The sequence below is a fragment of the Streptomyces sp. MJM8645 genome, assembly GCF_001625365.1.
Classification (GTDB): domain Bacteria; phylum Actinomycetota; class Actinomycetes; order Streptomycetales; family Streptomycetaceae; genus Kitasatospora.
Map to the genome: position 1 here is coordinate 131,638 of NZ_LJJF01000001.1, position 25,316 is coordinate 156,953.

Annotated in this window: 21 protein-coding genes; 10 read left to right on the forward strand and 11 right to left on the reverse strand. The window is 74.2% G+C overall.

Annotated features, from left to right (window positions below; genetic code table 11):
• Positions 1-83: 83 nt before the first annotated feature.
• Positions 84-839: a class I SAM-dependent methyltransferase gene (locus tag A6F73_RS00550; protein ID WP_063345912.1), complete on the reverse strand. Its 756-nt coding sequence runs from the start codon at positions 837-839 to the stop codon at positions 84-86.
• Positions 840-1,043: 204 nt separating this feature from the next.
• On the opposite strand from A6F73_RS00550, the gene A6F73_RS00555 reads away from it, so the two are divergent.
• The 3 genes from A6F73_RS00555 (at position 1,044) to A6F73_RS00565 (ending at position 4,301) form a co-directional block, all read left to right on the forward strand.
• Positions 1,044-2,582, forward strand: coding sequence for an MFS transporter (locus A6F73_RS00555; RefSeq protein ID WP_063345913.1), 1,539 nt, complete (start codon positions 1,044-1,046; stop codon positions 2,580-2,582).
• 81 nt (positions 2,583-2,663) lie between these two features.
• Positions 2,664-3,053, forward strand: a complete 390-nt coding sequence (locus A6F73_RS00560) for an SCO5389 family protein (RefSeq protein ID WP_063345914.1) — start codon at positions 2,664-2,666, stop codon at positions 3,051-3,053.
• Between the two features lie 210 nt (positions 3,054-3,263).
• A complete protein-coding gene (locus A6F73_RS00565; RefSeq protein WP_063345915.1) occupies positions 3,264-4,301 on the forward strand; it encodes an LLM class flavin-dependent oxidoreductase in 1,038 nt (345 codons plus the stop codon).
• A 46-nt stretch (positions 4,302-4,347) separates the two neighbouring features.
• Here A6F73_RS00565 and A6F73_RS00570 read toward each other — a convergent pair whose 3' ends face one another.
• On the reverse strand, positions 4,348-4,794 hold the full coding sequence (locus tag A6F73_RS00570; RefSeq protein ID WP_063345916.1) for an Lrp/AsnC family transcriptional regulator: 447 nt from the start codon (positions 4,792-4,794) through the stop codon (positions 4,348-4,350).
• A 93-nt stretch (positions 4,795-4,887) separates the two neighbouring features.
• On the opposite strand from A6F73_RS00570, the gene A6F73_RS00575 reads away from it, so the two are divergent.
• From A6F73_RS00575 to A6F73_RS00585, 3 genes are all read left to right on the forward strand, one after another.
• Positions 4,888-5,727, forward strand: a complete 840-nt coding sequence (locus tag A6F73_RS00575) for a TIGR03619 family F420-dependent LLM class oxidoreductase (protein ID WP_063345917.1) — start codon at positions 4,888-4,890, stop codon at positions 5,725-5,727.
• Complete coding sequence (locus A6F73_RS00580) at positions 5,724-6,164, forward strand: nucleoside deaminase (RefSeq protein ID WP_063345918.1); 441 nt, start codon at positions 5,724-5,726, stop codon at positions 6,162-6,164. Before A6F73_RS00575 ends, A6F73_RS00580 begins: the two co-directional genes overlap by 4 nt.
• Before the next feature lie 94 nt (positions 6,165-6,258).
• A complete protein-coding gene (locus A6F73_RS00585; protein ID WP_208869027.1) occupies positions 6,259-7,266 on the forward strand; it encodes an NADP-dependent oxidoreductase in 1,008 nt (335 codons plus the stop codon).
• 51 nt (positions 7,267-7,317) lie between these two features.
• On the opposite strand, the gene A6F73_RS00590 is transcribed toward A6F73_RS00585, so the two are convergent.
• Entirely contained in the window at positions 7,318-8,769 is a 1,452-nt protein-coding gene (locus A6F73_RS00590) for a WGR domain-containing protein (RefSeq protein WP_244293240.1), read from the reverse strand.
• 343 nt (positions 8,770-9,112) lie between these two features.
• On the opposite strand from A6F73_RS00590, the gene A6F73_RS00595 reads away from it, so the two are divergent.
• Positions 9,113-11,482 carry a lamin tail domain-containing protein gene (locus A6F73_RS00595; RefSeq protein ID WP_063345919.1) on the forward strand — a complete coding sequence of 790 codons (2,370 nt, stop codon included), beginning with the start codon at positions 9,113-9,115 and terminating at the stop codon, positions 11,480-11,482.
• A 63-nt stretch (positions 11,483-11,545) separates the two neighbouring features.
• Here A6F73_RS00595 and A6F73_RS00600 read toward each other — a convergent pair whose 3' ends face one another.
• From A6F73_RS00600 to A6F73_RS00610, 3 genes are all read right to left on the reverse strand, one after another.
• Positions 11,546-13,666, reverse strand: a complete 2,121-nt coding sequence (locus A6F73_RS00600; protein WP_063345920.1) for a HEAT repeat domain-containing protein — start codon at positions 13,664-13,666, stop codon at positions 11,546-11,548.
• 67 nt (positions 13,667-13,733) lie between these two features.
• The gene (locus A6F73_RS00605) at positions 13,734-14,516 is read right to left on the reverse strand and encodes an ABC transporter permease (RefSeq protein WP_063345921.1); all 783 of its coding nucleotides are present in this window, start codon (positions 14,514-14,516) and stop codon (positions 13,734-13,736) included.
• 34 nt (positions 14,517-14,550) lie between these two features.
• A complete protein-coding gene (locus tag A6F73_RS00610; protein WP_063345922.1) occupies positions 14,551-15,483 on the reverse strand; it encodes an ATP-binding cassette domain-containing protein in 933 nt (310 codons plus the stop codon).
• A 211-nt stretch (positions 15,484-15,694) separates the two neighbouring features.
• Between A6F73_RS00610 and A6F73_RS42440 the strand changes: the two genes are divergently transcribed.
• Positions 15,695-16,879 carry a histidine kinase gene (locus A6F73_RS42440; RefSeq protein WP_079135314.1) on the forward strand — a complete coding sequence of 395 codons (1,185 nt, stop codon included), beginning with the start codon at positions 15,695-15,697 and terminating at the stop codon, positions 16,877-16,879.
• Entirely contained in the window at positions 16,876-17,586 is a 711-nt protein-coding gene (locus A6F73_RS00620) for a response regulator transcription factor (RefSeq protein WP_079135315.1), read from the forward strand. Before A6F73_RS42440 ends, A6F73_RS00620 begins: the two co-directional genes overlap by 4 nt.
• A gap of 50 nt (positions 17,587-17,636) precedes the next feature.
• Here the strand turns inward: A6F73_RS00620 and A6F73_RS00625 are convergent, their stop codons facing one another.
• The 5 genes from A6F73_RS00625 to A6F73_RS00645 form a co-directional block, all read right to left on the reverse strand.
• On the reverse strand, positions 17,637-18,218 hold the full coding sequence (locus A6F73_RS00625; RefSeq protein ID WP_063345924.1) for a Pycsar system effector family protein: 582 nt from the start codon (positions 18,216-18,218) through the stop codon (positions 17,637-17,639).
• Positions 18,215-19,174: a hypothetical protein gene (locus A6F73_RS00630; protein WP_079135316.1), complete on the reverse strand. Its 960-nt coding sequence runs from the start codon at positions 19,172-19,174 to the stop codon at positions 18,215-18,217. Before A6F73_RS00630 ends, A6F73_RS00625 begins: the two co-directional genes overlap by 4 nt.
• The gene (locus A6F73_RS00635) at positions 19,171-21,402 is read right to left on the reverse strand and encodes a hypothetical protein (RefSeq protein WP_244293241.1); all 2,232 of its coding nucleotides are present in this window, start codon (positions 21,400-21,402) and stop codon (positions 19,171-19,173) included. The genes A6F73_RS00630 and A6F73_RS00635 overlap by 4 nt, the downstream gene beginning before the upstream one ends.
• Positions 21,399-22,409: a hypothetical protein gene (locus tag A6F73_RS00640; RefSeq protein ID WP_063345925.1), complete on the reverse strand. Its 1,011-nt coding sequence runs from the start codon at positions 22,407-22,409 to the stop codon at positions 21,399-21,401. The genes A6F73_RS00635 and A6F73_RS00640 overlap by 4 nt, the downstream gene beginning before the upstream one ends.
• A 157-nt stretch (positions 22,410-22,566) precedes the next feature.
• Positions 22,567-23,256, reverse strand: coding sequence for a cyclic nucleotide-binding domain-containing protein (locus tag A6F73_RS00645; RefSeq protein WP_244293242.1), 690 nt, complete (start codon positions 23,254-23,256; stop codon positions 22,567-22,569).
• A 410-nt stretch (positions 23,257-23,666) separates the two neighbouring features.
• Between A6F73_RS00645 and A6F73_RS00650 the strand changes: the two genes are divergently transcribed.
• The gene (locus tag A6F73_RS00650; protein ID WP_063345926.1) at positions 23,667-25,310 is read left to right on the forward strand and encodes an ATP-binding protein; all 1,644 of its coding nucleotides are present in this window, start codon (positions 23,667-23,669) and stop codon (positions 25,308-25,310) included.
• Positions 25,311-25,316 lie beyond the last annotated feature (6 nt).

Genomic DNA, 25,316 nt, shown 5'->3' on the forward strand with positions numbered 1-25,316 from the left:
CCCCCACGGCGCCCGGCCGACCGCGACAGCGGCGGGCCGGGCGCCGCTGTTCGACGTCACAGCCGGTGTCCTGACCGCCCGGATCACCGGCGCGCGAGATGGACGGTGAGGTCGGCCGCGATCTCGACCGTCTCGGGCAGCACCCGCGCGATCGCCTCGAAGGCCTCCCGCCGCCCCGGCGGCGGCAGTTGGAGGTACGCCGAGACGGTCGACAGGTGACCGAGGTAGTACGGGGCGCTCACCAGCAGGCGCCGCCGGATGACGGACTGCCGGACGTCACGGAACAGCCGGGACCGTTCCAACTCCGTGCCCGGCCACTGCAGTTCCTCCTCGGGAGCGGTCCCGTCCGGGGACGGGACGTCGTCGCTCTCCAGGAACGGCGCCCGGGCCGCCCGCACGGCCTCCTCGACGGCCGGGTCGGCCAGCTGGAACGGCCCGCCGAAGTTGGCGAACACTCCCTCCGGCTCCAGCAGTTCGGCCACCCGTGACCACCGGCCCTCCGGGCGCGTCCAGTGCAGGGCCGCCGCCGCGTAGACCAGGTCGTACGTCCCGCCCGGCCGCAGGTCCTCGAACGCGGCCCGGACGGTCCGCACGTTCGGGGGCGCCGTCCTGCGCAGTTCGGCGAGCATGGCCGCGTCGGGCTCCGTCGCCGTGACGTCGACCCCGCGCCCGGCGAACAGCCGGGTCGCCTTGCCGGTGCCCGCACCGATCTCCAGTGCGGTCCGCACCGGCCGGCCCGCGTACGCCGCCACCGTGTCGAAGAGTTCGTCGGGGTACCCCGGCCGGAAACGTTCGTAGGCTTCGGCGATCGCGCCGAAGCTCAGTGCACGAGCAGACATGCCGAGCATCCTGACACGACCGCGGCGGGCCGTGCCCCGGGTTTTCCGCCGCCGCACCGCGCCCGGAGGAGTGGCGTGGGTCCGGAATCAGCCGGTTGTCGGTAATGAACGATTGTGTTCCCTATACCTCGGGGATACTGCCGGTGTCAGTGGACGGACCCGCCCCTCACCGTCGTTCGCTCCCGAGCCATTGGGGGACCTGCCATGGTCACCTCGCGCGCCCTGGCCCCGGCGCCGCCCGCACCCGCACGACGCGGCCAGCACCCGGGGACAGCCCTCACCGTCATCGCGGCCACCCAGCTCATGGTGGTCCTCGACGTCACGATCGTGAACATCGCCCTGCCGCACATCCAGCAGGCGCTGAGGTTCAACACCACCGACCTGTCCTGGGTCGTCAACGCCTACACCCTCACCTTCGGCGGGCTCCTGCTGCTGGGCGGGCGGATGGGCGACATCCTCGGGCGCCGGCGCGTGTTCGTCGCCGGGGTCCTGATCTTCAGCCTCGCCTCACTGCTCGGCGGCGTCGCGCAGTCCTCCGGCTGGCTGCTGGCCGCGCGCGCACTCCAGGGCCTGGGCGCGGCGATCGCCTCGCCGACCGCGCTCGCCCTGATCGCGACCAACTTCCCGGAGGGCCCGGCCCGCAACCGCGCCTTCGGCGTGTACTCGGCCGTCGCGGGGGCGGGCGGCGCCGTCGGCCTGCTCGCCGGCGGGATACTGACCTCCTGGCTGTCCTGGCGGTGGGTGCTGTTCGTCAACGTGCCGATCGGCATCGCGATCGCGCTGCTGGCGCCGCTCTACATCAACGAGTCCGAACGGCACCCCGGACGTTTCGACCTGACCGGCGCGTTCGCCGCCACGGCGGGCATGGTCTCGCTGGTCTTCGGCTTCATCCGGGCCTCCGACCACGGCTGGACCGACCCCGTGACGCTCACCTCGTTCAGCCTCGCCGCGCTGCTGCTGGCGGCCTTCCTGTTCCACGAACGGCGGGCGCCGCAGCCGATCACCCCGCTGCACCTGTTCCGCGACCGCAACCGCTCCGGCGCCTACGGGCTGCTGCTCTGCGTGGCCGCGACCATGTTCAGCATCTTCTTCTTCATGACCCTGTTCGTTCAGGACGTCCTCGGGTTCAGCCCGCTGCGGGCCGGCCTCGCCTTCCTGCCGATCAGCGCCGCGAGCGTCGTCGCCGCCCAGTTCGCCGCCCGCAACCAGCTGCGGTACGGGCGCAGGCCGTTCCTGGTGGTGGGCTCGCTGTTGGTGGCGGGCGGGGCGTTCTGGTCCACCCGGCTCGACGCCCACAGCGGCTACCTGACCGGGGTCCTCGGCCCGACCCTGCTGTTCGGCCTCGGGATGGGCTCGATCTTCGTCCCGGCCACGCTGACGGTGGTCTCCCGGGTCGCCCCGCACGAGACCGGCGCGGCCACCGGCATGCTCAACACCACCCAGCAGGTGGGCGGCTCGCTGGGGCTGTCGATCCTGGTCACGGTCTACGGCGCGGCCGGCCGCAGTGAGGCCGGCCGGCAGGTCGGCGCGTTCCTGCGGCAGGCCACCCCGGAGCAGGCGGCCCGGTTCCGGGCCACCGGAAAGCTGCCGGCGCCGTACTCCTCCGAGGTGCTGGCGCACGGCATCTCCAGGGCGTTCGACATGGGCCTGGCCTTCGCCGTGCTCGCGGCGCTGATCGCCCTGTTCGTCATCAGGGCCGACCGGGAGGCGCCGCCCGTCAGCCCTTCGGGGGACGGCACTTGACAGGGCGTCCGGACATCGCCGACAGTCCATCTTGCAATGGTTTTCATCTTCGATAACCAGACTCCGCGAAAGAGGACACCCATGTCGCTCGACGTCTCCCCCGCCCTCCTCGCCCAGGCCGAGCACGGCCGGGTCAACCAGGCCGACTTCCTCGACACCGTGCGCGCCTCCCTCCCCTACGCCTACCAGGTCGTCGCCGGGCTCAGCACCGAACTCAGCGCCACCGAGGACGAGTTCACCACCGACAACACCACGCCCACCGACGAGGAGCGCGCCCAGCTGCTGCGCGCGCTCGCCAGCAACGCCATCCGCGGCAGCCTGGAGGACCACTTCGGCGTCAAGCTCGCCTTCGTCAACTGCCACCGCGTCGGCGCCTTCCGCCCCGGCACCGAGGACGGCGACGCCTACCGCGAGTTCACCTCGCTGCACAACCAGATCCGCAACCAGAGCCCGGAGCTGCGCAGCTGCTGACCCACCCGGACGCGCGGCGGGCCCCCGTCGGGGGAGGGGGCCCGCCGCGCCCCGTACCGGGTCGGTATTGAGGGGGGATTGCGCCGTGTTGCGCGCCGATGTCCGATCCCGCGCCGATCTTGTGGGGACGCGAGCCGCCTGCGTACGTTCGACGGGCACCACCCGCCCGGCCCTCCCGGGGCCGCCTCACACCACCCGGAGCCACCCACCATGCCGCCGACCCCACGACCGCTGCGGAAACTCGGCTTCCTGACCATCGGACTGTTCGACGAGGCCGACCCGCGCCGGGGCCACGAGTCCACCCTCGACCTCATCACCCTCGGCGAGCAGCTCGGCTTCGACAGCGCCTGGCTGCGCCACCGCCACCTCCAGTACGGGATCTCCTCCCCCGTCGCCGTCCTCGCCGCCGCCTCCCAGCGCACCAGCCGCATCCACCTCGGCACCGCCGTCACCCCGCTCGGCTGGGAGAACCCGCTGCGCCTCGCCGAGGACCTCGCCACCGTCGACATCCTGTCCGGCGGCCGCCTCAACCCCGGCTTCAGCGTCGGCCCGCCCACCCACTACGACCGGGTCCGCGGCGCGCTCCACCCCGACACCGGCGAGCACGAGGACTTCGGGACCGGTCGCGCCGAGCGCCTCCTCGGCCTCGTCCGCGGCGAGCCCGCCTCCGACTTCGCCGGCACCGAGGGCATCGAGGTGTACTCCCGCCGGGTCCAGCCGCACTCCCCCGGCCTCGCCTCCCGGCTCTGGTACGGCGCCGGCAGCCTGCGCTCCGCCCGCTGGGCCGGCGAGCACGGGCTCAACCTGCTCACCAGCAGCATCGTCAAGGCCGGGGAGCCCGGGGAGTCCGAGGACTTCGCCGAGATCCAGCGCACCCAGATCCGCGCCTTCCGCGCCCAGCACCCCGACGGCGAGCGCGCCCGCGTCTCCCAGGGCCTCGTCGTCATCCCCACCGACGGCGCCAGCCCCGAACAGCGCGCCAAGTACCAGGCGTACGCCCTCGCCCGCACCCCGCGCACCCTCGCCCCGCAGGGCCCGGCCCGGATGGTGTTCGCGCCCGACCTGGTCGGCCCGTCCGAGGAGATCGCCGAGCGGCTGCACGCCCACGCCGGCTACCAGGAGGTCGACGAGGTCGCCTTCGCCCTGCCCTTCACCTTCGACCACCAGGACTACGTGCAGATCCTCACCGACCTCGCCACCCGCCTCGGCCCCGCCCTCGGCTGGCAGCCCTCGGCCGAGCACGGCTGACCCGGCGTCCGGCCGCGCCGAGGGGCACGGCGAGGGGCGCGGCGGCTCAGGGCCGGTCGGGGCCGCGGGTGGGCAGCGTCTGGCTGTAGACGACGCTCGTGGTCGTGCTGCCGAAGCCGGCCAGCTCGTCCACGAGCGTCTCCAGATGCTCCATGGAGGTCGCGGCGACCTTGAGGGTGTAGCAGTCGTCGCCGGTGGTGCGCAGGCACTCCAGGAGCTCCCGCCGCTCGGCGAGCAGCCGGCGCAGCGGCTCGTGCCGGTTGCCCGGGTACTTCAGCCGGACGACGGCGAGCACGGGGTAGCCGACCTTGGCCAGGTCGACCACGGCGTGGTAGCCGGTGATGACGCCCAGCGCCTCCAGGTTGCGCACCCGTTCCGTGGTGGCGGACGAGCTGAGGTTCACCCGCCGCCCCAGCTCGCTGAGAGACATCCGGGCCTCCCGTTGCAGCTGTCCGATGATCTGCCAGTCGACGTCGTCGAGATTCACGGCCATTGTGCGATTCTACCGGCAGAACCACGGCGGAGAGCGGTGATCACCGGGATGGTTCGGTTCCGTCCGCCATGATCACCGGGATAGCCTCGGTCCATGCAACTTGGCGTCAACATACCGAACTTCGGGCCCGGGACGGACCCCGGCGTGCTGCGCGAATGGGCGCGGACCTCGGAGGGGCTCGGCTTCGACCTCCTCATGCTGTCGGACCATGTGACCATCACCCCGGACGTGGCCGTGCGGTACCCGGAGCCGTTCTACGAGCCGTTCACCACGCTGTCCTGGCTGGCCGGTCTCACCACGGACCTGCGGCTGGGCACGAGCGTGCTGATCCTGCCCTATCGGCACCCGCTGCTGACGGCCCGGCTGGCCGCCAACCTCAGCCGGCTCAGCGGCGGCCGGTTCGTCCTCGGGGTGGGCGTCGGCTGGGCGCGGCAGGAGTTCGACGCGCTCGGCGTGCCGTTCGCCGCGCGCGGCCGGCTGACCGACGAGTACCTGGGCGTGCTGCGGGACGCCTGGCGTCCGGAGACTCCGGGGGCGGGGATGGGGACGGGGGGCCACGCCGCCCCGACGCCCGTCTGGGTCGGCGGCCACAGCGAGGCGGCGATCCGGCGCGCGGTCAGGTTCGGCGATGCCTGGCACCCGCTGCGGCTCCCCCTGCCCCTGATGCGCTCCATCCTGGCGGAGCACTCGCTGCCGGGGTTCTCCCCCCGCATCGCCCTGCGGATCACCGAGGCGCCGGTCGACGATCCCGAGCGGCCCGCCGGGGTAGGCACCGTCGAGCAGGTCCTCGACGACCTCGACCAGCTGCGGCTGCTCGGCGCGGACACCGTCGTCCTCGACCCCTACCACGGCGATCCGGAGGAGACCCGTCGGCCTCGCGCGGCCTGGCAGGCGCTCACCACCGTGGCCACCCACTGGAAGGACCGATCGTGATCACCCCGGCCGACGAAACCCTCCTGCGGCGCGCCGTCGCCCTCGCGGCCCGGGCGGTCGCCCTGGGCGACGCACCGTACGGCTCCCTGCTGGCCGGCCCGGACGGCGCGATCCTCGCCGAGGCGCACAACACGGTGCGGCGCGACGACGACATCACGGCCCACCCGGAGCTGAAGCTCGCCCGCTGGGCGGCCCGCGAACTCGACCCGGACCTGGCCGCCCGCACCACCCTCTACACCAGCTGCCAGCCCTGCGGCATGTGCGCCGGCGGCATCGTCCGCTCCGGCCTCGGCCGGGTGGTCTTCGCGCTCTCCACCGAGCAACTCGTCGAGCTCAACCCGCAGTCGGGCGCCTGGCCGACGGTGGCCCAGGACGGCCCGGCCCTGTTCGACGAGGCGCGCGCACCCCTCGACGCCTACTACCGGCCAGGCCGCTGACGTCGACGCGCCGGGCGGGCACTGGTCAGATGACTAAGCGCTTGCTTAGACTCGGGCCTCCAGTGCAGGCCCGCGCGCGCCCCCAGGAGACGTCATGACCGCGACCAACCGTCAGATCCGCCTCGCCCGTCGGCCGGTCGGGGAGGTGCGGGCGGAGGACTGGGCACACGGGTCGGAGCCGGTGGGGGCGGCCGGGCCCGGGGAGTTCGTGGGACGGACGCGGTACGTGTCGCTGGACCCGGCGATGCGCGGGTGGCTGGACGACCGGCCGTCCTACCTGCCGCCGGTCGGGCTGGGCGAGGTGATGCGGGCCGGGTCCGTGGTCGAGGTCGTCGAGTCCGACCACCCGAAGTTCCGCGTCGGCGACCACGTGGTCGGCAGCTTCGGCGTCCAGGAGTACGTGGTCTCGGACGGCAAGGGCGCGCTGAAGGTCGACCCCGCGCTCGCGCCGCTGTCGACGTACCTCGGCGCGCTCGGCATGCCCGGGATGACCGCCTACTTCGGGCTGCTGGACGTCGGGGCGCTCAAGGAGGGCGAGACCGTGGTGGTCTCCGGCGCCGCCGGGGCCGTCGGCAGCCTGGTCGGGCAGATCGCCAGGATCAAGGGCTGCCGGGTGGTCGGCATCGCGGGCGGCCCCGAGAAGTGCGCGCTGCTCACCGGGGAACTGGGCTTCGACGCGGCGATCGACTACCACTCCGAGGACCTCCGCAAGGCGCTGCGCGACCACGCGCCCGACGGCATCGACGTGTACTTCGACAACGTCGGCGGGGACGTCCTGGACGCCGCGCTCACCCGGCTCGCGATGCACGCCCGGGTGGTGCTCTGCGGGGCGATCAGCCAGTACAACAACGAGACCGCCGTGCAGGGCCCGTCCAACTACCTGTCACTGCTGGTGCGGCGGGCCCGGATGGAGGGCTTCGTGGTGTTCGACTACGCGCCCCGCTACCCGGAGGCGGCCCGGGAGCTCGCGGGCTGGATCGCGGACGGCCGGATCAAGGTCAAGGAGCACGTGGTGGAGGGGACGGTGGACGACTTCCCGACCGTCCTCGGGATGCTCTTCCGCGGGGAGAACACCGGCAAGCTGGTGCTGCGGCTGAGCTGATCCCGGCCCGGTGCGGCGGCGACGGGGTGTCCGCCGCCGCACCGGGGGTGTTCAGAGCAGGCGCTTGATCTCGCCGCGCGCCCGGTAGAAGCCGCCCGAGGCGGACTCCCGCACCTCGGCGACCAGGTACCGCGCCCCCGCGACCCGGACGTCCTTCGGGAACTGCACCCGCCGGCCCGGGTCGAAGCCCGCCGACACCACCCGCACCCGCAGCCGGGCGCCGTCCTGCACGCACTCGACCTCGATCCCGCCGCCGGGCAGGCCGCCGGTGCCGGTGACCACCGTCTCCAGGGCCGTGCCCGGCCGCACCGCCTCCCAGCCGGCGTTACGCACCTCGGCGGTGGCCGGCAGCGTCCCGCCCTCGGCCGCCCGGACGGCCTGCTCGCTCGCGTCCAGGCAGGCGAGCGAGCCGTCCGTGGTCACCAGGTAGAGCCGGCCGTCCCGGTACTGCATGCTGTACGCGGAGCCGCAGCCGGTGGCGAGCTTCCACAACCGGGTGCCGTCGGCGGCGAAGCAGTACACCGAGGAGTGGTTGTCCCCGGCGAAGACGTACTCGCCGTCCGGGGAGGCCGCGCAGGAGAACACGGCGGCGTCGCAGCGGTAGGCGGCGACCTCGGAGCCGTCGGACTTGCGCAGCCGGTGCACCCAGCCGCGCCCGGTGCCGGCGAACACCTCGTCGGCCTCCTGCCAGCCGAACAGCACCTCGCCCTTGGTCGCGGTGTGCCACAGTTGGTCGCCGCCGCGCGCCGCATAGCGGGCGACGCCGCGCGAGTGGCCGTGGTAGACGCCGTCCGCGTCGCAGCGCACCATCCAGCCGGAGCGGCCCTCGGCCTTGCGGCGCCACTGGAACTCGTCCTCGTGGTCGACAGTGGTCAGCCCGCCGCGTTCGTCGGCGACGCCGAGGACGCCGTCGTGGATGTCGAGCCAGAAGATGTCCACGTCCTCGGCTATCTCGTACGCCACCCGGGGGACCTTCCCACCCAGGTCGTACACCTTGCCGTCGTCGCAGCCTGCGTAGATCCACCAGTCGTCGGCGACGATGCACTTGACGCCGTCCGGCAGGCCGAACCGGGCAGTGACCTCGCCGTCGTGGGTGAGGGTGTAGACGTCGCCGCGCTCGTTGCCGACCCAGGCGTGCTCCTCGCCGACGAAGACGCCGAAGGCCGGCGAGCCGGAGCGGAACCGCCACAGCAGCGGCGCCTGGTTCGCCGTCGAACGGGTGCTGACGAGCTGCCGCCTGGTCACCGCCCGGCGCTGGCGCACGCCCTGGACGGCCGGCGCGTAGCCCTTGCGGACCTTCTCGCCGATCTTCTTGGCCGCCGACGCCGCGGCCTTCTCGGCGCTCGGGAAGCTGGTCGACTTGGCCTGCCCCTCCTCGCCGATCCGCCCGTACCGGACCGTCACCGTACTGCCGGCGAGCCGCACCTCGTAGAACTTGTGCGCGCTCCCCTCCTCCTCGGACAGTTCGAGGTAGGTGACCTGCTCTTCCACGGCGACGGACACGACGAAGTCCCCTTTCGGGTTTTCGGGCAACAGAGACGGGAGGCGAGGCGGGGCCTGTTCGCGGCCCGCTCACCGACAACCCCCAACCTAAGGCGCGGCACTGACAGCGCGTCCCGGCGGGTCGGCCGGAACCTCGCTGGGCCGCACCGGGACCTGACCGGGCCGGCCGGAACCCCGCCTCCCACTTGTCGCCCCACGAACCATTCTTCCGCCGTACATCTGGTCGTCGCCCGCCGCGCACGGTAGGGATCGGGTGGCGTTGCTAGAACCGCAGCGCCCGAACTTTCTTGTCCGTGCTCAGACCGCCGGGCCACCAGCCCGAGCGGCCGTCAGGAGGAAGCTCATGCGGAGTACCCAGCGAGTCCGGCGCAGAGCGATGGCGGGGGCGTCCGCCGCAGCCGTGGTGGGGGCGCTGCTGGCGCTGCCCGGCGGCGTCGCCCAGGCGGCGTCACCCGACGTGGTGATCAGCCAGGTGTACGGCGGGGGCGGCAACTCCGGTGCCCCGTACGCCAACGACTTCATCGAGCTGTACAACCGCGGCACCGCGCCGGTGTCCGTCACCGGCTGGACGGTGCAGTACGCCTCGGCGGGCGGCACGTCCTGGGGGCGGACCACGCTGTCCGGCACGATCGCGCCGGGGCGTTTCCTCCTGGTGCAGGAGGCCGCCGGGGCCGGGACGGGCGCGGCACTGCCGACGCCGGACGCCACCGGGACCCTCAACCTGGCCGCGACCTCCGGCAAGGTCGCGCTGGTCACCAACGGCACGGCGCTGACCTGCGGTTCGGGCTGCGCGACGCAGCCCGGGGTGAAGGACCTGGTCGGCTACGGGTCGAGCGCCAGCTCCGCCGAGGGCTCGCCGACCGGCAACCTGTCCAACGCCACCGCCGCCCTGCGCGTCGGCGGCGGCGCCACCGACACCGACAACAACGCGGCGGACTTCACCATCGGCGCCCCGACGCCGCGCAACTCCGCCTCCACCGGCGGCGGCACCACCACCGGCGCCCGAATACACGACATCCAGGGCGCGGCCCGCACCTCCCCGCTCGCCGGCAGCGCCGTGAGCGCGGTGCCCGGCGTGGTCACCGCCGTCGGGCCCAACGGCTTCTGGTACCAGGACCCGCAGCCCGACAACGACCCCGGCACCAGCGAGGGCGTCTACGTCTACACCGCCGGCGCCCCCACCGTCGCCGTCGGCGACTCCGTCACGGTGAGCGCCACCGTCAGCCAGTACCGCCCCGGCGGCAGCGGCGGCACCACCAACCTGTCGATCACCGAACTCACCGCGCCCAGCGTCACGGTGATCGCCCACAACGCGCCGCTGCCCGCGCCCACCCTGGTCGGCCCCGGCGGGCGGGTGCCCCCCGCGGCGGTGATCTCCAGCGTCACCGGCGGGGACGTCGAGACCGCCGGGAACTACCAACCCGCCACCGACGGCATCGACTTCTGGGCCTCGCTGGAGGGCATGCGGGTCGAGATCGACAACCCGGCCGTGGTCGGCCCCAGCAACAAGTACGGCGACCTCCCCGTCGTGCCCCAGGGCAGCACCACCCGCACCAACCGGGGCGGCATCCTGCTCCAGGCGAACGACGGCAACCCGGAGCGGGTGACCCTGGCGAACGCGCTCGCGCCCACCCCCGCCGCCAACGTCGGCGACACCCTGACCGGCGCGACCGTCGGCGTGCTCGACTACTCCTTCGGCAACTTCAAGCTCCAGGTCACCGCGACCCCGGCAGTCACCTCCGGCAACCTCGCCCCCGAGGTCACCGCCGCCCCGACAGCCGGCCAGCTCGCCGCCGCCACCTTCAACGTGGAGAACCTCTCCCCCGCCGACCCGCAGAGCAAGTTCGACGGCCTCGCGGCGGGCATCGTCACCAACCTGCGCGCGCCCGACCTCGTCGCCCTGGAGGAGATCCAGGACAACAGCGGCCCCACCGACGACGGCACCACCGCCCCCGGCCAGACCCTCGCCAAGCTCACCGCCGCCATCTCGGCGGCCGGCGGCCCGGCCTACTCCTACCGCCAGATCGACCCGGTGGACGGCCAGGACGGCGGCCAGCCCGGCGGCAACATCCGCCAGGTGTTCCTGTTCCGCACCGACCGCGGCCTGAGCTTCACCGACCGCCCCGGCGCCGGCTCCACCACCGCCGACTCGGTGGTCAACAACGGCGGCACGCCCCAACTCGCCTACTCCCCCGGCCGGATCGACCCGACCAACACGGCGTTCAACTCCAGCCGCAAGCCGCTCGCCGGCGAGTTCCGCTGGAACGGCAAGCCGGTCTTCGTGATCGCCAACCACTTCAACTCCAAGGGCGGGGACCAGCCCCTGTTCGGCCGCTACCAGCCGCCCGCGCACCCGTCCGAGACCCAGCGCCACAACCAGGCGACAGCGGTGAAGAGCTTCACCGACCAGATCCTGGCGGTGGACCCGAACGCGGCGGTCATCGTGCTCGGCGACCTCAACGACTTCGAGTTCTCGCAGACCGCCGACATCCTCACCGCCGGCGGCTCGCTGACCGACCTGCCGCGCACCCTGCCGCTGCCCGAGCGCTACACCTACGTGTACGAGGGCAACTCCCAGGTGCTGGACCACATCCTCATCTCCGGCGCGCTGGCGGCGAAGCCGTACAGCTACGACATCGTGCACATCAACAGCGAGTTCAGCACCCAGCTGAGCGACCACGACCCGCAGGTCGTGCGGATCCCGCTGCCCTGACGCACGACACCGGCGCGGTGCCGGCCTCACCCCTGGCGGGGAGGCCGGCACCGCGTTCGCCGTTCAGCCTCCGGCCACGGCGGCCAGCAGGGCGCGCAGGGCCTCGTCGTCGCGGATGCCGGCGCCCGCGAAACAGCCCCCGACGATCCGGCGGTCCCGCCCGGCGAGGTCGGCGAGGCGGCGGCGCTGACCGTCGTCCAGGGCTGTGGTGCCCAGGGCCGCCAGGGCCTCGCCCGCGCCCCGGAGGTCCGACTCGGTCTCGGCCGCGCGCAGGGCGGCCTCGGCCAAGCGCCCTCGGTCGAGAGCGGCGCCGTCGGCCACCGCGAGGAGGGCCAGCACGGCGGCCGGGGCCTTCACCCGGTCGGCGAGCAGCCCGTCGAGCCTGGCGGTGAGCGGGCGGGCGGCCGGCCCCAGGAGGGCGGCGACGCGGGCCGCGCGGACGGCCGTCCGGTCGAACCACGCCCCGTCATCGGCGCGCCGCAGGACGCCGTCCAGGATCGGGACGACCTCGGCCGCGTCCCCGGTGATCCGCCACAGCGCGTCGGCCACCGCCAGGTCGGCCTCCAGCACCGGAGAGGTGTCGGGCGCGCCTCCGGCGCTGAGCGCGGCGCGCAGGGCGGGGGCCAGCGAGAGGGCCCCGGGGCCCAGGTCGGCGGCGGCCCGGGCGGCCTCGGCGACCGCGTACGGGCCGGCCACGAGCCGATCGGCGAGTACCCCGAGCAGCGCCTCGGGATCACCGGTGAGGTCGTACAGCGCCCGGGCCGCCGCGACGGAACCGGGCACCTCCCGCAGCGCGGCGGCGGCGCGGTCACGCTCCGCCGCCGGGCCGTCCACCGCGACGGCCGCGACGGCGGCCGCCGCCTCCGGGCGGTGCGGCAGCACCGCGCACAGCTCGGGCAGGGCCGGAGCGGCCGCGCGGCCCCACTGGCGCACCAGGCGGAACAGCTGGTGGTGCTCGTTGCCGCCGAGCTGCCCGGCCGTCAGCCGGGCGCGGACGGCGGCGAGCAGCGCGGGATCGAAGGGGAACGGCGCATCGTCGGGGGCCCGCTGGCCGGCCGCGGCCTCCAGCGCGCGCGGGCGCCGGCCCAGGGCACGGGCGAGCAGCGGGGCCGCCGTCCGGGGTGCGACCAGAACGAGCGCGGCCAGGGCCTCGTCGGCGGGCCCGTCCTCGGCCTGCGCGGCCCGGGCGGCCAGCCCCGGGGCGGCCTCGGCGGCGGCCGGGCCCAGGTTGCCGAGCAGGTGCACCACGTCGGGGTCGGCGACGAGCTGGGCGAGCGCCGGGAGCAGCCGCCGGGGCGCGCTGCGCGACAGCTGGCAGGCGTGGTCGGCCGCCCAGACGGCCTCGGCCCGCACCTCGGGGCGCTCGTCGCGCAGGGCCCGGTCGAGCAGGGCGTAGGCGGCGTCGCGGTCGGCGGGCGTCTCGCGCAGCAGCAGCTCCTCGGTGATCGCGCGCAACGGCTCCCGGCGGTCCAGGTCGTACCGGTCGGCGGCGACCGGGTCGGCGGGCAGCAGGGCGAGGACGGCGGCGTGGTGGGCGCCCGTCCACGGCTCGCCCGCGTCCAGCCCGGCGAGGACCGCGGCCAGGCGCAGCGGCGCCGGCGTGTCCTCGCCCAGCAGCGGCCCGGCCTCGGCGGCGGCCCCGGACCGGTCCAACCGGCCGAGGGCGGTGAGCAGTTCGCCGCGGACAACGGGGTCGGTCTCGCTCGCCCAGCGGCGGCGCAGCGCGGGCAGGGCGGGCTCGACGGCCCTGGTCTGGCCGACGGCCCAGGCGGCAGCCTGCCGGACGCCGGCGCTGCCGTCCGCCAGCAGCGGCAGCAGCAGCGGGAGTTGGCCGACGACGGCAGCCCGGACGGGAGCGGGCGGGCCCTCCCCGCCACCGCCCCGCTCCCCGTCCCACTCGCCCTCGCTCTCGGCCAACCCGCCGAGCAGGCCCAGGACTTCGACCGTCCCGCAGCCGGCCGCCGCGATCCGGGCCAGATAGGGGACGGCGTCCGCGCTGGCGGTGTACACCGAACCCTGGTGGAGGATGCACGAGTAGAGCTCGGCGAGCGCCTCGTCGGCCTGCTCGCCCCCTGCGGCGAGCGCGCGCAGCAGCCCGGGCAGGTCTTCGGCGGGTCCGTAGGCGTGCGACACGGACGCCCAGGGGTGGGCGTCGAGTCCGTCGAGGGCGTGGGCGAGGTCCATGGGCGGATCATCGCAGCCGCCACCGACAGTACTCAGGCGTCCCGTAGTGCTCAGGCCTCCCGGCGGGTCAGGCGTCCCGGCGGGTCAGGCTGAGGGCGGCCAGGGTGAGGGCGACGGCGAGGTAGCCGACGAGGGTGGCCAGGCAGCCGGCCGCGCCGAGCCGGTCGGTGCCGCCCGCGGAGGCGACGGTGCTGCCCAGGCCCTCGAAGACGCTCTGCAGGCCGAACCGGGTGGCGCCGTCACCGAGCGGCGCCAGCAGCATCGGCGAGAGGAAGAACAGGCCGAACAGCACGGCGACGGCGCCCGCGGTGTGGCGCACCAGGAAGCCGAGCGCCAGGCCGAGCAGGGCGAAGACGGACAAGAACACGCCGCAGCCGACGACGGCGCGCGCCACGCCCGGGTCGCCGAGCGACACCGCCAGGTGCTTCCCGGCCAGGGCCCGTTGGCCGAGCAGGAAGGTCAGGAACGCCAGCAGCTGCCCGAGCAGCGCCGACACCCCGCCGACCACCAGCGCCTTGGCCGCGAGCACCTGGCCCCGCCGGGGCACGGCGGCCAGGGTGCTGCGGATCTGGCCGGTGGTGTACTCGCTGGAGGCGGCCAGGGTCCCCAGCGTGCCGATCGCCAGGACAGCGACGTAGAAGCCGCCGGAGAAGCCGTAGCGGACGGGGTCGAAGCGCTCGCGCTGGACGGCCGTCCAGACGTCCCAGTTGTCGGCGGCGCTGCCGTAGTCGATCAGGCCGATGAACAGGGCGGCGGCGAGCGCGACGACGGCGGTGAGCGGGGTCGCGCGGACGCTGCGCAGCTTGACCCACTCGCCGGCCAGTGCGCCTCGGGTGGTGGGGGCGGTCATGTGGTCCTCTTTCCGGACGTAGTGGTGGTGACCGTCATGCGGTCCGCCTTCCGGACGTACCGGTGGTGGCGCGGTAGTCGACGGTCTCGCCGGTGGCGTCCAGGAACGCCTGCTCCAACGAGGCCTGCCGGAGGGTGAGTTCGTGGACGCCGAGGCTGTGCGCGGCGGCCAGCTCGCCGATCGCCGCCGGTTCCAGGCCGCCGACGGCCAGTGCCCCGCCGGGCTCCTCGGTGACCGGGGCGGCCCCGGCGGCGCGCAGCAGCCGGGCCAGTTCGGCCGGCCGGGCGCAGCGGACCAGGACGTCGGTGCGCGCGTTCTCCGCGAGGAAGTCGGCGGTGGGGCGGTCCGCGACGAGCCGGCCGCGCCCGATGATCACCAGGTGGTCGGCGGTGACGGCCGTCTCGCTCATCAGGTGCGAGGAGAGCAGGACGGTCCGGCCCTCGGCGGCCAGGTCGCGCAGCAGGGTGCGGATCCAGTGCACGCCCTCCGGGTCGAGCCCGTTGACCGGTTCGTCGAGCAACAGGACGGGCGGGTCACCGAGCAGGGCGGCGGCGATGCCGAGGCGCTGCTTCATGCCGAGGGAGAACCGCCCGGCCTTGCGGCGGGCCACCTGCTCCAGGCCGGTGCGAGCCAGCACCTCGCGGACCCGGGACGGCCCGATGCCGTTGGTGACGGCGATGCCGAGCAGGTGGTGGTAGGCGGAGCGGGCGGGGTGGACGGCGCCGGCGTCGAGCAGCGCCCCGACTTCCCTCAGCGGGTGGCGCAGGGCCGCGTACGGCCGGCCGTTGACGGTCGCCCGCCCGCTGGTCGGGGCGTCCAGGCCGAGGATCATCCGCAGCGTGGTGGACTTGCCCGAGCCGTTCGGCCCGAGGAAGCCGGTGACCTGTCCCGGCCGGACCGTGAAGGTCAGCCCGTCCACGGCGACGGCGCCGCCGTAGCGCTTGGTGAGGTCGCGTACCTCGATCATCGTGGTGCCTTTCCGGGTTTCCCGGTCGGCCGAGGGGGCCGACGCGGGCTCCACGCTCCCGCCCGGGCCCGGTACGGGGCGTCCCGCCGTGGGGGGAGATCACGGTGTTCGGCGGGGCCGGCCTCTGCCCGTGGTCGTAGGCCCACAGGGCGATGCCGCGCGCGGGGGCCGCCGCTAGCCTGGGGAAATGCCCCGTGCTCCGCATCCGCCGGTGACCAGGAGGCTGCGCCCGGGCCACTGGGTCGCGGTCGACCTGACGGTCTCGCTGGCCCTGACCGTGCTCACCTGGTTCCGGGTGCTGGACGCCTACCGGGTGTTCGACCCGCACCACCGCGGCTACCCGAAGCCGACGTCGGCGGAGCTGGTGACGGTGCTGGTGTGCGTGGTGGCGGTGGGCGCGGCCGCCGGGCTGCGCCGGCTCGCGCCGGTGGCCGCGGCCGGGGTGGTGTTCGCCGCCTGGGCGGTGGTGGTCACGGTGGCCGGGCAGCTGACGATCGCCAACCTGGCCGGGTTCCTGGTGGTGGTCGCGGCGGCGATGGTCGTCTACCTGGTCGCGGCCGCCGGGCCGATGCGGCTGGGCCTCACCGTCCTGGCGTTCGGTCTGGTCGGGGCCGGGCTGAGCCGATTCGGGTCGCGCGAGCTGTGGAACAACCTCGTGCTGTCCGCGCTGGAGGTCGTCACCGCGTGGGCGCTCGGCTGCGCGGTGGCCCGCTACCGGGCGTACGGCGCCGAGTTGCGCCGGCACCAGGTCGACCTGGCCACGGCGGAGCTGGCCGAGGAGCGGATCCGGCTGGCCCGGGAGCTGCACGACGTGATCGCGCACAGCATGAGCGTGGTCAACGTCCAGGCCGGGTACGGCCGTTTCGTGATCGGGCGGGATCCGGCGCAGGCCGAGCAGGCGCTGGCCGCGATCCAGGCGGTGAGCCGGGACGCGATGGTCGAGATGCGCGGCCTGCTGACCGTCCTGCGCGGCGCCGACGGGGCCGGGCTCGCGCCCGCACCCCGGCTGGCCGATCTGGACCGGCTGGTGGCGAGCAGCGCCGAGGCCGGGGTGCGGGTGGAGCTGCGGGTGGGCGGCGTGGTCCGGGAGCTGTCCGACGGGGTCGAGCTGTCCGCGTTCCGGATCGTCCAGGAGGCGCTGACCAACGTGGTGAAGCACGCGCACGCGGCCGAGGCGCGGGTCGCCGTGGAGTTCGAGGAGGAGGCGCTGGTGCTGGAGGTGAGCGACGCCGGTCGCGGCGGGCCGGTCGGGGTCGGCGGGCACGGATTGGCGGGAATGGCCGAGCGGGTCGGGCTGTACGAGGGCCGGTTGGAGGCCGGGCCGCTGCCGGGCGGCGGGTTCCGGGTGCGCGCCGTGCTGCCGCTGGCCGACGCGGGCGGGCAGGAAACGTCGTGACGGGAGACGCCGCGAACGGGGCACCCGCCGGCCCACCGATCCGGGTCGTGGTGGCCGACGACCAGACCCTGGTACGGGCGGGCCTGGCCGGGATCGTGGCCGCCGCCGACGGCTTCGAGGTGGTGGGCGAGGCCGCCGACGGGGCGCAGGCCGTCCGGCTGGCCCGCGCCGGGCAGCCGGACGTGGTGCTGATGGACATCCGGATGCCGGGCACGGACGGCCTGGCGGCCACCCGGCAGATCACCGCCGAGAGCGCCGTGCGGATCCTGATCCTCACCACCTTCGACCTCGACGAGTACATCTACGGCGCGCTGCGCGCGGGGGCGTCCGGCTTCCTGCTGAAGTCGACCCCGCCCGAGGAACTGCTGGCCGCGATCCGGGTGGTCGCCGCCGGGGAGGCGCTGCTGGCCCCGAGCGTCACCCGCCGGCTGATCCGCGAGTTCGCCGCCCGGCCGGCCGCCGAGCCGGCGACCGCCACGCCCGGCGGCGACGAGCGGGAGCGGGTCCTGCGCGCCGTCACCGGGCGGGAGTTGGAGGTGCTGACACTGATCGGCCGCGGGTTGACCAACGCCGAGATCGCCGAGCAGCTGTCCGTCAGCACCGGCACGGTCAAAACGCACGTCGGCCACCTGCTGGCCAAGCTCGCCGCCCGGGACCGCGTGCACCTGGTGATCACCGCCTACCGCGCGACCCTCGTCGAATCCTGACGGCCGCCCGCCCCAGGAGCCCTGGGGCGGACCGTGGACGGGACCGCGACTCAGACCGGCCGCAGGGTCAGCGCGAACTGGGGCAGTGCGAGGAGCAGCACGGCGGTTCCGGCCTCGATCCAGCGGTACTTCGCCCGGATGATCGCACTGGTCCCGGCCAGCGAGGACAACAGCGCCCCCACCGGATCACGACCCCCGCATTCGAAGGCGCGGCGCAGCCGCTCCACCCCCGCACCCGGCGCGATGTGCCCGAAGTAGGCCGGGCTGGTCGGGGCCTGCCGCTCGCCCTTCCGGTACCGGGGGGCGAGGGCGGCCACGAAGCAGGCGACGGCCAACAGCGCGCTCGCCACCGCGCTCCACCACAGGAACGGGACCGCCCAGGCCCGGGGCCCGGATCCGCCGCCGCTCCCGCCGCCCCCGCCCAGCGGGATGAACACCCCGAGGACCGCGCCGGTGAACGCCAGGAACACGGCGGCCTTGGCGTCGGCCCGGGTGAGCTCCATGCTGTTGGCGGCCACCAGGCGCTCGATCGCCGCCACCGCCGACGGGCTCGGGGCGGAGTCCGGGACGGTGGTAGAGGCGGCGGTCGGTGCGGTCGGCACCCGGCCGCCGGGTATGCCTGCGGCGGTCACACCGGGCTCCCGTTCGCCACGCCGCCCGCCCAGCCGTTGGCCTGCGAGCGGATCTTGACGAACTCCGGCCCAGGGCCCTGCGGCCCGGGGCCGGGCACCCGGCGCCCGAGCGCGACCAACCGGTCGCGCAGCATCCGGGACAGCTCCTGCCTCTCCTGCTCGCTCAACTTGCCGAGCATCATCGCCAGTTGGTCCTGCCAGGTGGTCTCACCCCGGAGCAGTTCGGCGTGGCCGACCGCCCAGTCCAGGACCTCCCGGACCTGGTCCGGGTGTCTGGCCAGCCAGAGCGCCGCGAGCGACACCGGGCCCTCCTGAACGGCCCGCCGGCAGAACGCGTACTCGTCCTCGCTCTTGTCCATCCAGTTGTAGGGCACGTCGGCCCCGTCCGGCTCCCCGAGCCGCAGTTCGGCGTCGTGCTCCCGGGCGGACACGTCCGTGACGCGGTAGCCGAGGCCGCAGTGCGGCAGGAGGTGGGGCGTCGCGAGGTAGTGCATCAGCTCGGCCTCGGTCAGCCCGTGCCCGGCGGTGGCGAACTGCTCCTTGAGCTGGCGCAGACGCTGTTCGAGGTCCTTGCGGACCGGCAGCCAGCCCCGCACGGTCCGCGCCCGCACGACGTTCACGGCGTCGTGCACCCACCACAGGACGTGGACGTCCACCGACTTCGTGCCGTACGGGGTCGACAGGCCGACCGCCCGCGTCCCGGACCGCTCGTCGAGCTCGACCAGGTAGGCCTCGTCGAGTCCGCGCAGGCCCGTCCGCACCGCCACCGGGCCCTCCAGGTCCGGGTCCTCATCGGCGCGGGCGCGGCGGCGGTGCCCCACCTGGTGGTAGAGCCCGTCCCGGTCCAGCAGGACGAGCGCACGGTCGCGCCGCCCGGACCAGCGGTGGCGCAGGATCTCCCGCCACGGCGCCTGGGTGGCGCGGGCGTAGACGGGCGGGTCGCTGTCGGCGGTCATCGGGCTCCTCCATCGGCAGGGGCGGGCCGGTACGGCTGCGGTTCGCCCCGGCGCCAGGCGTCCAGGGCGTGCTGGGCGATGTGCCGTCCGGCCAGGTCGGGGTTGTCGGCGGCGTCGATCTCGACGAACAGGCGCAGCTCACCGCGGCTCATCTCCTGGGCGAGCGCGGTCAGCAGCGTCTCCACGACGGCGCGCAGCTGTTCGTTCCAGACCGCCGAGGCGCACCAGGAGAGCAACGCGGTGCAGGTCTCGTCGAAGAGACCGTCGTCGTCGAGCGATCGCCGGATGAAGGTGATCACGGTGTCGGTGAACTCGCCGACGGTGAGCAACTGGCCCTGGAACCAGGCGCGGTCCCTCAGCAGTCGGGGGAAGGTCCGGAGCGCGAGTTCGGCCCCGTGCCCCGGGCGGTCCGCCCAGTCCACCAGCTCGCGCAGGACGACCGGCTGGTTGCCTGAGGCGAAGAGCTCCCACAGCGCATCGTCGACGGCTGTGGCGACCGCCCTCTCGTCCCCCTCCTGCCCCCGGTAGCAGCCCCGCAGCAGCGACAGCGCGAGCTCCGGACGGGACGTCCCGTAGTCCTTTCCGCACGCGTAGGCGACCGTGGAACGCGTCCTCCAACCACCCTCCCGGCTCCACCGGTTGAGGTTGTACTTGACCTCGCCGGCCAGGACCGGGTCCTGCGCCGCGATGCCGAGCGCAAACGCTGCGGTGTGGCGACTCCGTTGACTCTCGGACCGGGCCAGCTTGACGATGTCGCGCAGGGCGCGCCGGCCGCCGCCCCAGCCGGCGGCCAGTCCCATCACCCGGCCCAGGGGCACGGCCAGTTCGGGGTCCTTTTCGGAGACCGTGTCCATCCAATCGGTCAGCAACCTGGACAATTCGCCGTACTGCCGCCAGACGTGCCGCAGCACCGTCTCGGCCTGGCGGTGCCGGGTGAAGCGCACCGGCTCCACCGTGTACGTGTAGCGGGAGGTCGCCCGGATCTCACCGGGCGCGCACTCGGCGCGGACGGTCGCCAGGAGTTCGTCCAGCGACCGCCGGAAGACGAACCGCGGGTTCGGGCGGGGAGCCTCCCGGCTCACCCCACCGGTCTGGCCGTCGTCACCGCCCGTCGGCAGGACGGCGTCGAGACGGCCATCGGCCAGCGTGAGCAGCCGGTCGGCCTCGTCCCGGACGATCCGGTGGTCGAGTCCTTCGAAGACGCTGGTCGCCAGCAGGAACGCGAGTCCGTCCGGGTCGTCGTGCAGCTTCTTCAGCAGGTCGGGGACCTCCTTCTCGGCGAGGAAGCTGAGCCGCCTGCGGAGATCGGCGAGGTCGGGTCCCTCGTCACCGGCCCTGGCCACCTCGGCGACCAGTTCGGCGACCTGGGCGGGGACCAGTTCCGACGCCAGGAGGTCGTCCAGTCCCGGCCGCAGCCGCTCCAGCAGGTGCCGACGCCGGTCGGGGTCGGGGACGGCGGCCTTCAGACGGGCCTCGAAGACCACGCCGGGCGGCGGGGGCACGCAGCGCACCGGGGTGAGGTCCAGGTCGCGGGCGAGGCTGCGGAGCAGGTCCGGGTCGTGCGGCAGCATGACCACCATGCGCGCCTTCGCGTCCGCCAGCAGACGGCGGAGGTTGGCGACCACCGCCGGGCCGAGCCGGAGGGTGGGCAGGAGGCCGTGCACCAGGTACCCGCGGGCCTCCGCGTCGCGGGGGCGCCAGGTGGACAGGTCCTCGTCGCTGTCGAGCGCACGCAGCTTCATGCTGTGCCCGCTGTGCTGGGACAGCAGGTTGAGGGCCGCGGTGCGGCGCCCGGTGCCGGGCTCGCCCGCCAGGAACAGCAGGCCGGTGTCCAACTGCCCCAGCGCCGAGGGGAACCACTCGGGCTGGGCGAAGCCGGCCCGCGCATCCAGGATCTCCAGTGCGGAGATCGGGCCTTCGTGCGCCTCCACGTGCGGGCCGCCCGGGGCGGACGTCGCGCCGGCGTTCTCGACGCGCTGGTCCCCGTGCACCGCGCCGGTGTTGATGTTGCCGTTCGGGGCGTAGATCAGATGGGGCCCACCGGGGGCCGCCCAGCGGCCGAGCCGGCTGAGGAACTCCCGGTCGGGGTCGGCGAAGTCGTCGGCGTCGTCCGGGTCCGGGTATCCGGGCTCGGTCCCGCCCTGGTCGGGCGCCCGGCCGTTGGACGCCGGGCCGTCGGGGCGGTCGCCGGACTGGCCGCCGCCGGACGGCCGCTCCTCGGCGCTCACCGGCGGCGCTCCTTCTTGTCACCGTGGAAGGTGTCGCCCTGGTTGCCGTGGACCGTACCGGCCTTGTGGCCCGCCACGTAGTCGCCCCCGAAGGAGTCGCCGCGCACCTTGGTGACCCGCTGGTCGCCCTCCACCTTGGTGACCTGCTGGCCGCCCTCCACGTTGGTGACCTGCTGGCTGCCGTGCACCGTACCGTTGTTGATGTTTCCGCGGTCGGCCTGGTAGCTCACCGGCCCGCCTCCCGCGCGGCCGCCGTCCGCCTGCCCGGCCGAGGGCTCCGCCGCCGCGGCCTGCGCCCGCTCGTGCTCCCCGACCACGGCGTCGCCCAGGATGCGGCGGTCGTAGAGGTTCCCTGAGGGAGCGGGCACGTACAGCCAGGCCCGCTGGTCGAACTGCTTGCCCTCGACGGTGGCCGGCACCTCGATGAAGTGGTCGGGGTGGCGGCCGGTGAATCCGCCCGCCACCGCGTCCTGGTAGCAGCGGTCGGACAGGATGGCGGCGACCTGGGTGATGCTCTCGTTGGAGGCGGCCAGCATGGCCTTCACCGGGCGGGAGTCGAGCAGGCGGTGGGTGTCGTTGCGGGGCGTGCCGTTGCCGTCGAACTCGCCGCCGGAGTCGGGCAGCGGCCCGATGTGGAGGCTGACCCGCAGCCGGATCCGCACCGTCCCGACCGAGTGCACGTTGAACTCGGTCAGCACCTCCTGGAGGGTGTGCAGCCACGGGTGGATCAGGAACGGCATCCACGCGGGGTCGAAGCCGAAGACGTAGCCGTCGCCGGTGGAGGCGGGGAACCGGCGGCCGTGCCAGACCTCGGCGAGCCCGGCGCGCTCGAAGGACCACTGGAGGACCTTCGGGACGGCCTGGCTGATCATGCCGTGCTCGATGGCCGGGTAGCCGGTGAAGTCCTTGGCGTCGACTGCCACGATGCCCCGGTACGGCGGCAGCTGGCGGCTCCGGCTGTAGGGCAGGGCGCTGGCCTCGGGCATCGGCTGGTCGGACTGCGACATCTGTGCTCCTTGTGGTTCCCGTGCGGACCGTGTGCCCCAAGCTTCGCGAGCGCGCGCCGTGCGGTGTGCTCGCTCAGTGCGGAAACCTGGTGACGCCCGTCACACGAACTGACGCGGCGTCAGTCGTGCGGGCTCCTCCGGACGAACCGGCGCCACGTCAGTCACGCGCCCCGCCGGCCACCCGCCGGAGCGCGGACAGGTCGCCGATGACGATCGACTTCCGTCCGGCGTGGACCTGGTGGGAGCCGAGTTCGGCCAGGCCCGCGGTGACGGTGTTCCGGGACACCCCGAGGTGCTGGGCCAGTTCGTCGCGGGTCAGGGCGAGTTCCGTGCGCCGACCCGGCGGCCCCGCCGGGTCCGCGGAGACGTCGGCCAAGGTGGCCAGGGCGGCCGCCAGCCGGGCCACGATGTCGCCGCCGCTGCGGGCGAGGTCCGATTCCCGCAGCCTGCCCATGGCGTAGCGGACCATCACCGGGAACAGACCCCGGTCCGTGACGAACCGCAGGAACGCGGCCTTGGTGAGGACCGCGACCGTGCAGTCCGAGATCGCCTGGACGCTCGCCGAACGGACCCCGTCGTCCAGCACGGCCACCTCGCCGAGCAGTTCACCGGGGCCGCGGAACGCCAGCAGCCTGACGTCTCCGGTGCGCTCCCGTCGGGTCACCTTCGCCACCCCGCTCAGCAGGGCGAGCACGTGCGTTCCGGGCTCCGCCTGGCGCAGCAGGGTGGCGCCGATCGGATGCCGGCGCTCGAAGGCCTCGGCCAGCATGCTCTTCCAGGCCTCTTCACCCATGAGTCGGCACAGGGTCTGGCCCAGGGGGTCCGCCGTTTGGCCGTGATCGTTCATGCGATGACCTTAGGAGCCGCCACGGCGGGAGCGCAGACGGATGCGGTCTCCCGCCGGAATTTCCCTTGGGCCGTCCGGTCGGGAATCGCGCAGGGGCGTCCCGTAGCACGAACTCGTCTTTCGGAACGGGGAATTGGCGAAGAAACCCTTCGCATGAGCGAATCCGGGGCGGGTTGGCGGTGCGGGCGGGGCGGGGCGAGAAGCCTGGTGGCGGGACGGCGGCCGGCCGGGGCTGAGACTGGTGTGCGAGATGTCCGGCATGTCCGGCTCGGCGGGACAAGTCGGCTGTACAGCTGGATTCTTGAACTTCCGTCAGGATTGTCCTGAACTTGGCTATGCTGCATCACCATGCCTCCGGCGCCGGCCGTCGCCCGTCCCCGTACTGTTCCGATCGTTTGAGGATGCCGAGAATGCTTCGAGCTGGATCATCACCCGCCAGACGGCCGTCCGCGCCCCTGCTCGGGTGGCTGCTGCCCACCGCCGTGATGGCGGCGGCCGTGGCGGCCGCCGCGGCGGTGGTGTCCGCCGGGGTCCGTGCGGAGGTGCTCTGGTGCGGGGCGACGGGCACCGTGCTGGTGGCCGTGGTGGCCGCCGAGTCGGCCCGTCGGGGGCGTGCGCTGGCCGCGTTGCGGGAGCAGCACGCCCGGCAGGTGGGCGAGTTGCAGCGGCGGCTGGCCGGCCAGGAGGCCGAGGCGGTGCGGCTGGCGAAGGAGGAGCTGCCGAGGCTGGTGGCCCGGGTCCGGTACGGCGCGTCGATGGACAGCCTGGCCCGGTCGTACCAGGTGCGCGATCCGCTGGCCGCGCCGAAGTTCCGGGGCGCGCTGGAGTCGGTGGTGCGCGGGATCATCGTCGCCGTCGACGACGAGGTGAACCGGCGCGACTCCGCCGAGCGGGCCTTCGTCAACATCGCCCGCCGGGTGCAGGCCATCATCCACCGGCAGGCCAAGGACCTGCGCGAGATGGAGGACCGGCACGGCAACGACCCGGCGGTCTTCGACGACCTGCTGCGCCTGGACCACGGCAACGCGCTGACCGGCCGCCTCGCCGACAGCATCGCCGTCCTGTCCGGCGCCCGCCCCGGCCGTCAGTGGACCAGGCCGGTGGCGCTCTACAGCGTGCTGCGCGGCGGCATGTCGCGCATCCTGGAGTACCAGCGGGTGGACCTGCACCCGGTGGCCCAGGTGTCGGTGATCGGACCGGCCGTCGAGCCGCTGATCCACGCCGTCTCCGAACTGCTCGACAACGCCACCCGCTACTCGCCGCCGCACACCCATGTGCACCTGAGCGCCGCCGAGGTGCAGAGCGGCATAGCGATCGAGATCGAGGACGGCGGCCTCGGCCTGACCGACGAGGCCCGGATCCGCGCCGAGCGCAGTCTGCGCGAGGCCCAGGTCTCCAAGGACCTCGACGACCTCACCGAGTCGCCCCGGCTGGGCTTCGCGGTGGTCGGCCGGCTGTGCCAGGCGTACGGCTTCCAGATCTCGCTGCGCCGCTCCGCCTACGGCGGCGTCCGGGTCGTCCTGGTGGTGCCGCAGGAGTTGGTCACCACCGCGCCCCCGACCGGGCGGGCGCACGGGATCGGCGCATTCTCCGGCCCCCGGCCGCTCCCGGCGAACCCGCCCAAGTCGGCGGCCCCGTCGCGGGCGTGGGGGGCGCGGGCGGCGACGACCGACGTGGCGGGACCGTCCACCGGACCGTCCTTCGGGGCGTCCTTCGGGGCGTCCGGTCCGTGGGCGCCGAGCGGGCCGGGCCCGGGGGACGACGAGGTGGTGGTCACCGAACGCACCGCGAACGGCCTGCCGCAGCGGCGGCGGCGCCCGCCGACCCCTCCTGCGGGCTACCCCGGCTCGGCTCGGACCGCCGGACAGTACGGCAACCCGGCCTCGGGGCCCGCCGCGGGCCCCGCCCCGGGGACGGGAGGGCGCCACGCCAAGGAGCCGGTACAGCCCGGCCTCTGGCTGGAGGCGTTCACCGAGGGGATCAACGGCCATGGGCCGGCCGCGAGTTCGGCCGGTCAGACCAGTGAAGAGACGGCAGGGAAGGGCGAGCAGTGATTCCGC

Coding starts and splice junctions, on each gene's coding strand:
- A6F73_RS00600 (WP_063345920.1), bottom strand. CDS start 13,666: ATGGACCTCGCCCACGCCCTCGACGGACTCGACGCCCACCCCTGGGCG.
- A6F73_RS00570 (WP_063345916.1), bottom strand. CDS start 4,794: ATGGCCGTGAATCTCGACGACGTCGACTGGCAGATCATCGGACAGCTG.
- A6F73_RS00640 (WP_063345925.1), bottom strand. CDS start 22,409: ATGTCGCAGTCCGACCAGCCGATGCCCGAGGCCAGCGCCCTGCCCTAC.
- A6F73_RS00565 (WP_063345915.1), top strand. CDS start 3,264: ATGCCGCCGACCCCACGACCGCTGCGGAAACTCGGCTTCCTGACCATC.
- A6F73_RS00560 (WP_063345914.1), top strand. CDS start 2,664: ATGTCGCTCGACGTCTCCCCCGCCCTCCTCGCCCAGGCCGAGCACGGC.
- A6F73_RS00630 (WP_079135316.1), bottom strand. CDS start 19,174: ATGACCGCCGACAGCGACCCGCCCGTCTACGCCCGCGCCACCCAGGCG.
- A6F73_RS00605 (WP_063345921.1), bottom strand. CDS start 14,516: ATGACCGCCCCCACCACCCGAGGCGCACTGGCCGGCGAGTGGGTCAAG.
- A6F73_RS00650 (WP_063345926.1), top strand. CDS start 23,667: ATGCTTCGAGCTGGATCATCACCCGCCAGACGGCCGTCCGCGCCCCTG.
- A6F73_RS00585 (WP_208869027.1), top strand. CDS start 6,259: ATGACCGCGACCAACCGTCAGATCCGCCTCGCCCGTCGGCCGGTCGGG.
- A6F73_RS00645 (WP_244293242.1), bottom strand. CDS start 23,256: ATGAACGATCACGGCCAAACGGCGGACCCCCTGGGCCAGACCCTGTGC.
- A6F73_RS00595 (WP_063345919.1), top strand. CDS start 9,113: ATGCGGAGTACCCAGCGAGTCCGGCGCAGAGCGATGGCGGGGGCGTCC.
- A6F73_RS00555 (WP_063345913.1), top strand. CDS start 1,044: ATGGTCACCTCGCGCGCCCTGGCCCCGGCGCCGCCCGCACCCGCACGA.
- A6F73_RS00575 (WP_063345917.1), top strand. CDS start 4,888: ATGCAACTTGGCGTCAACATACCGAACTTCGGGCCCGGGACGGACCCC.
- A6F73_RS00610 (WP_063345922.1), bottom strand. CDS start 15,483: ATGATCGAGGTACGCGACCTCACCAAGCGCTACGGCGGCGCCGTCGCC.
- A6F73_RS00550 (WP_063345912.1), bottom strand. CDS start 839: ATGTCTGCTCGTGCACTGAGCTTCGGCGCGATCGCCGAAGCCTACGAA.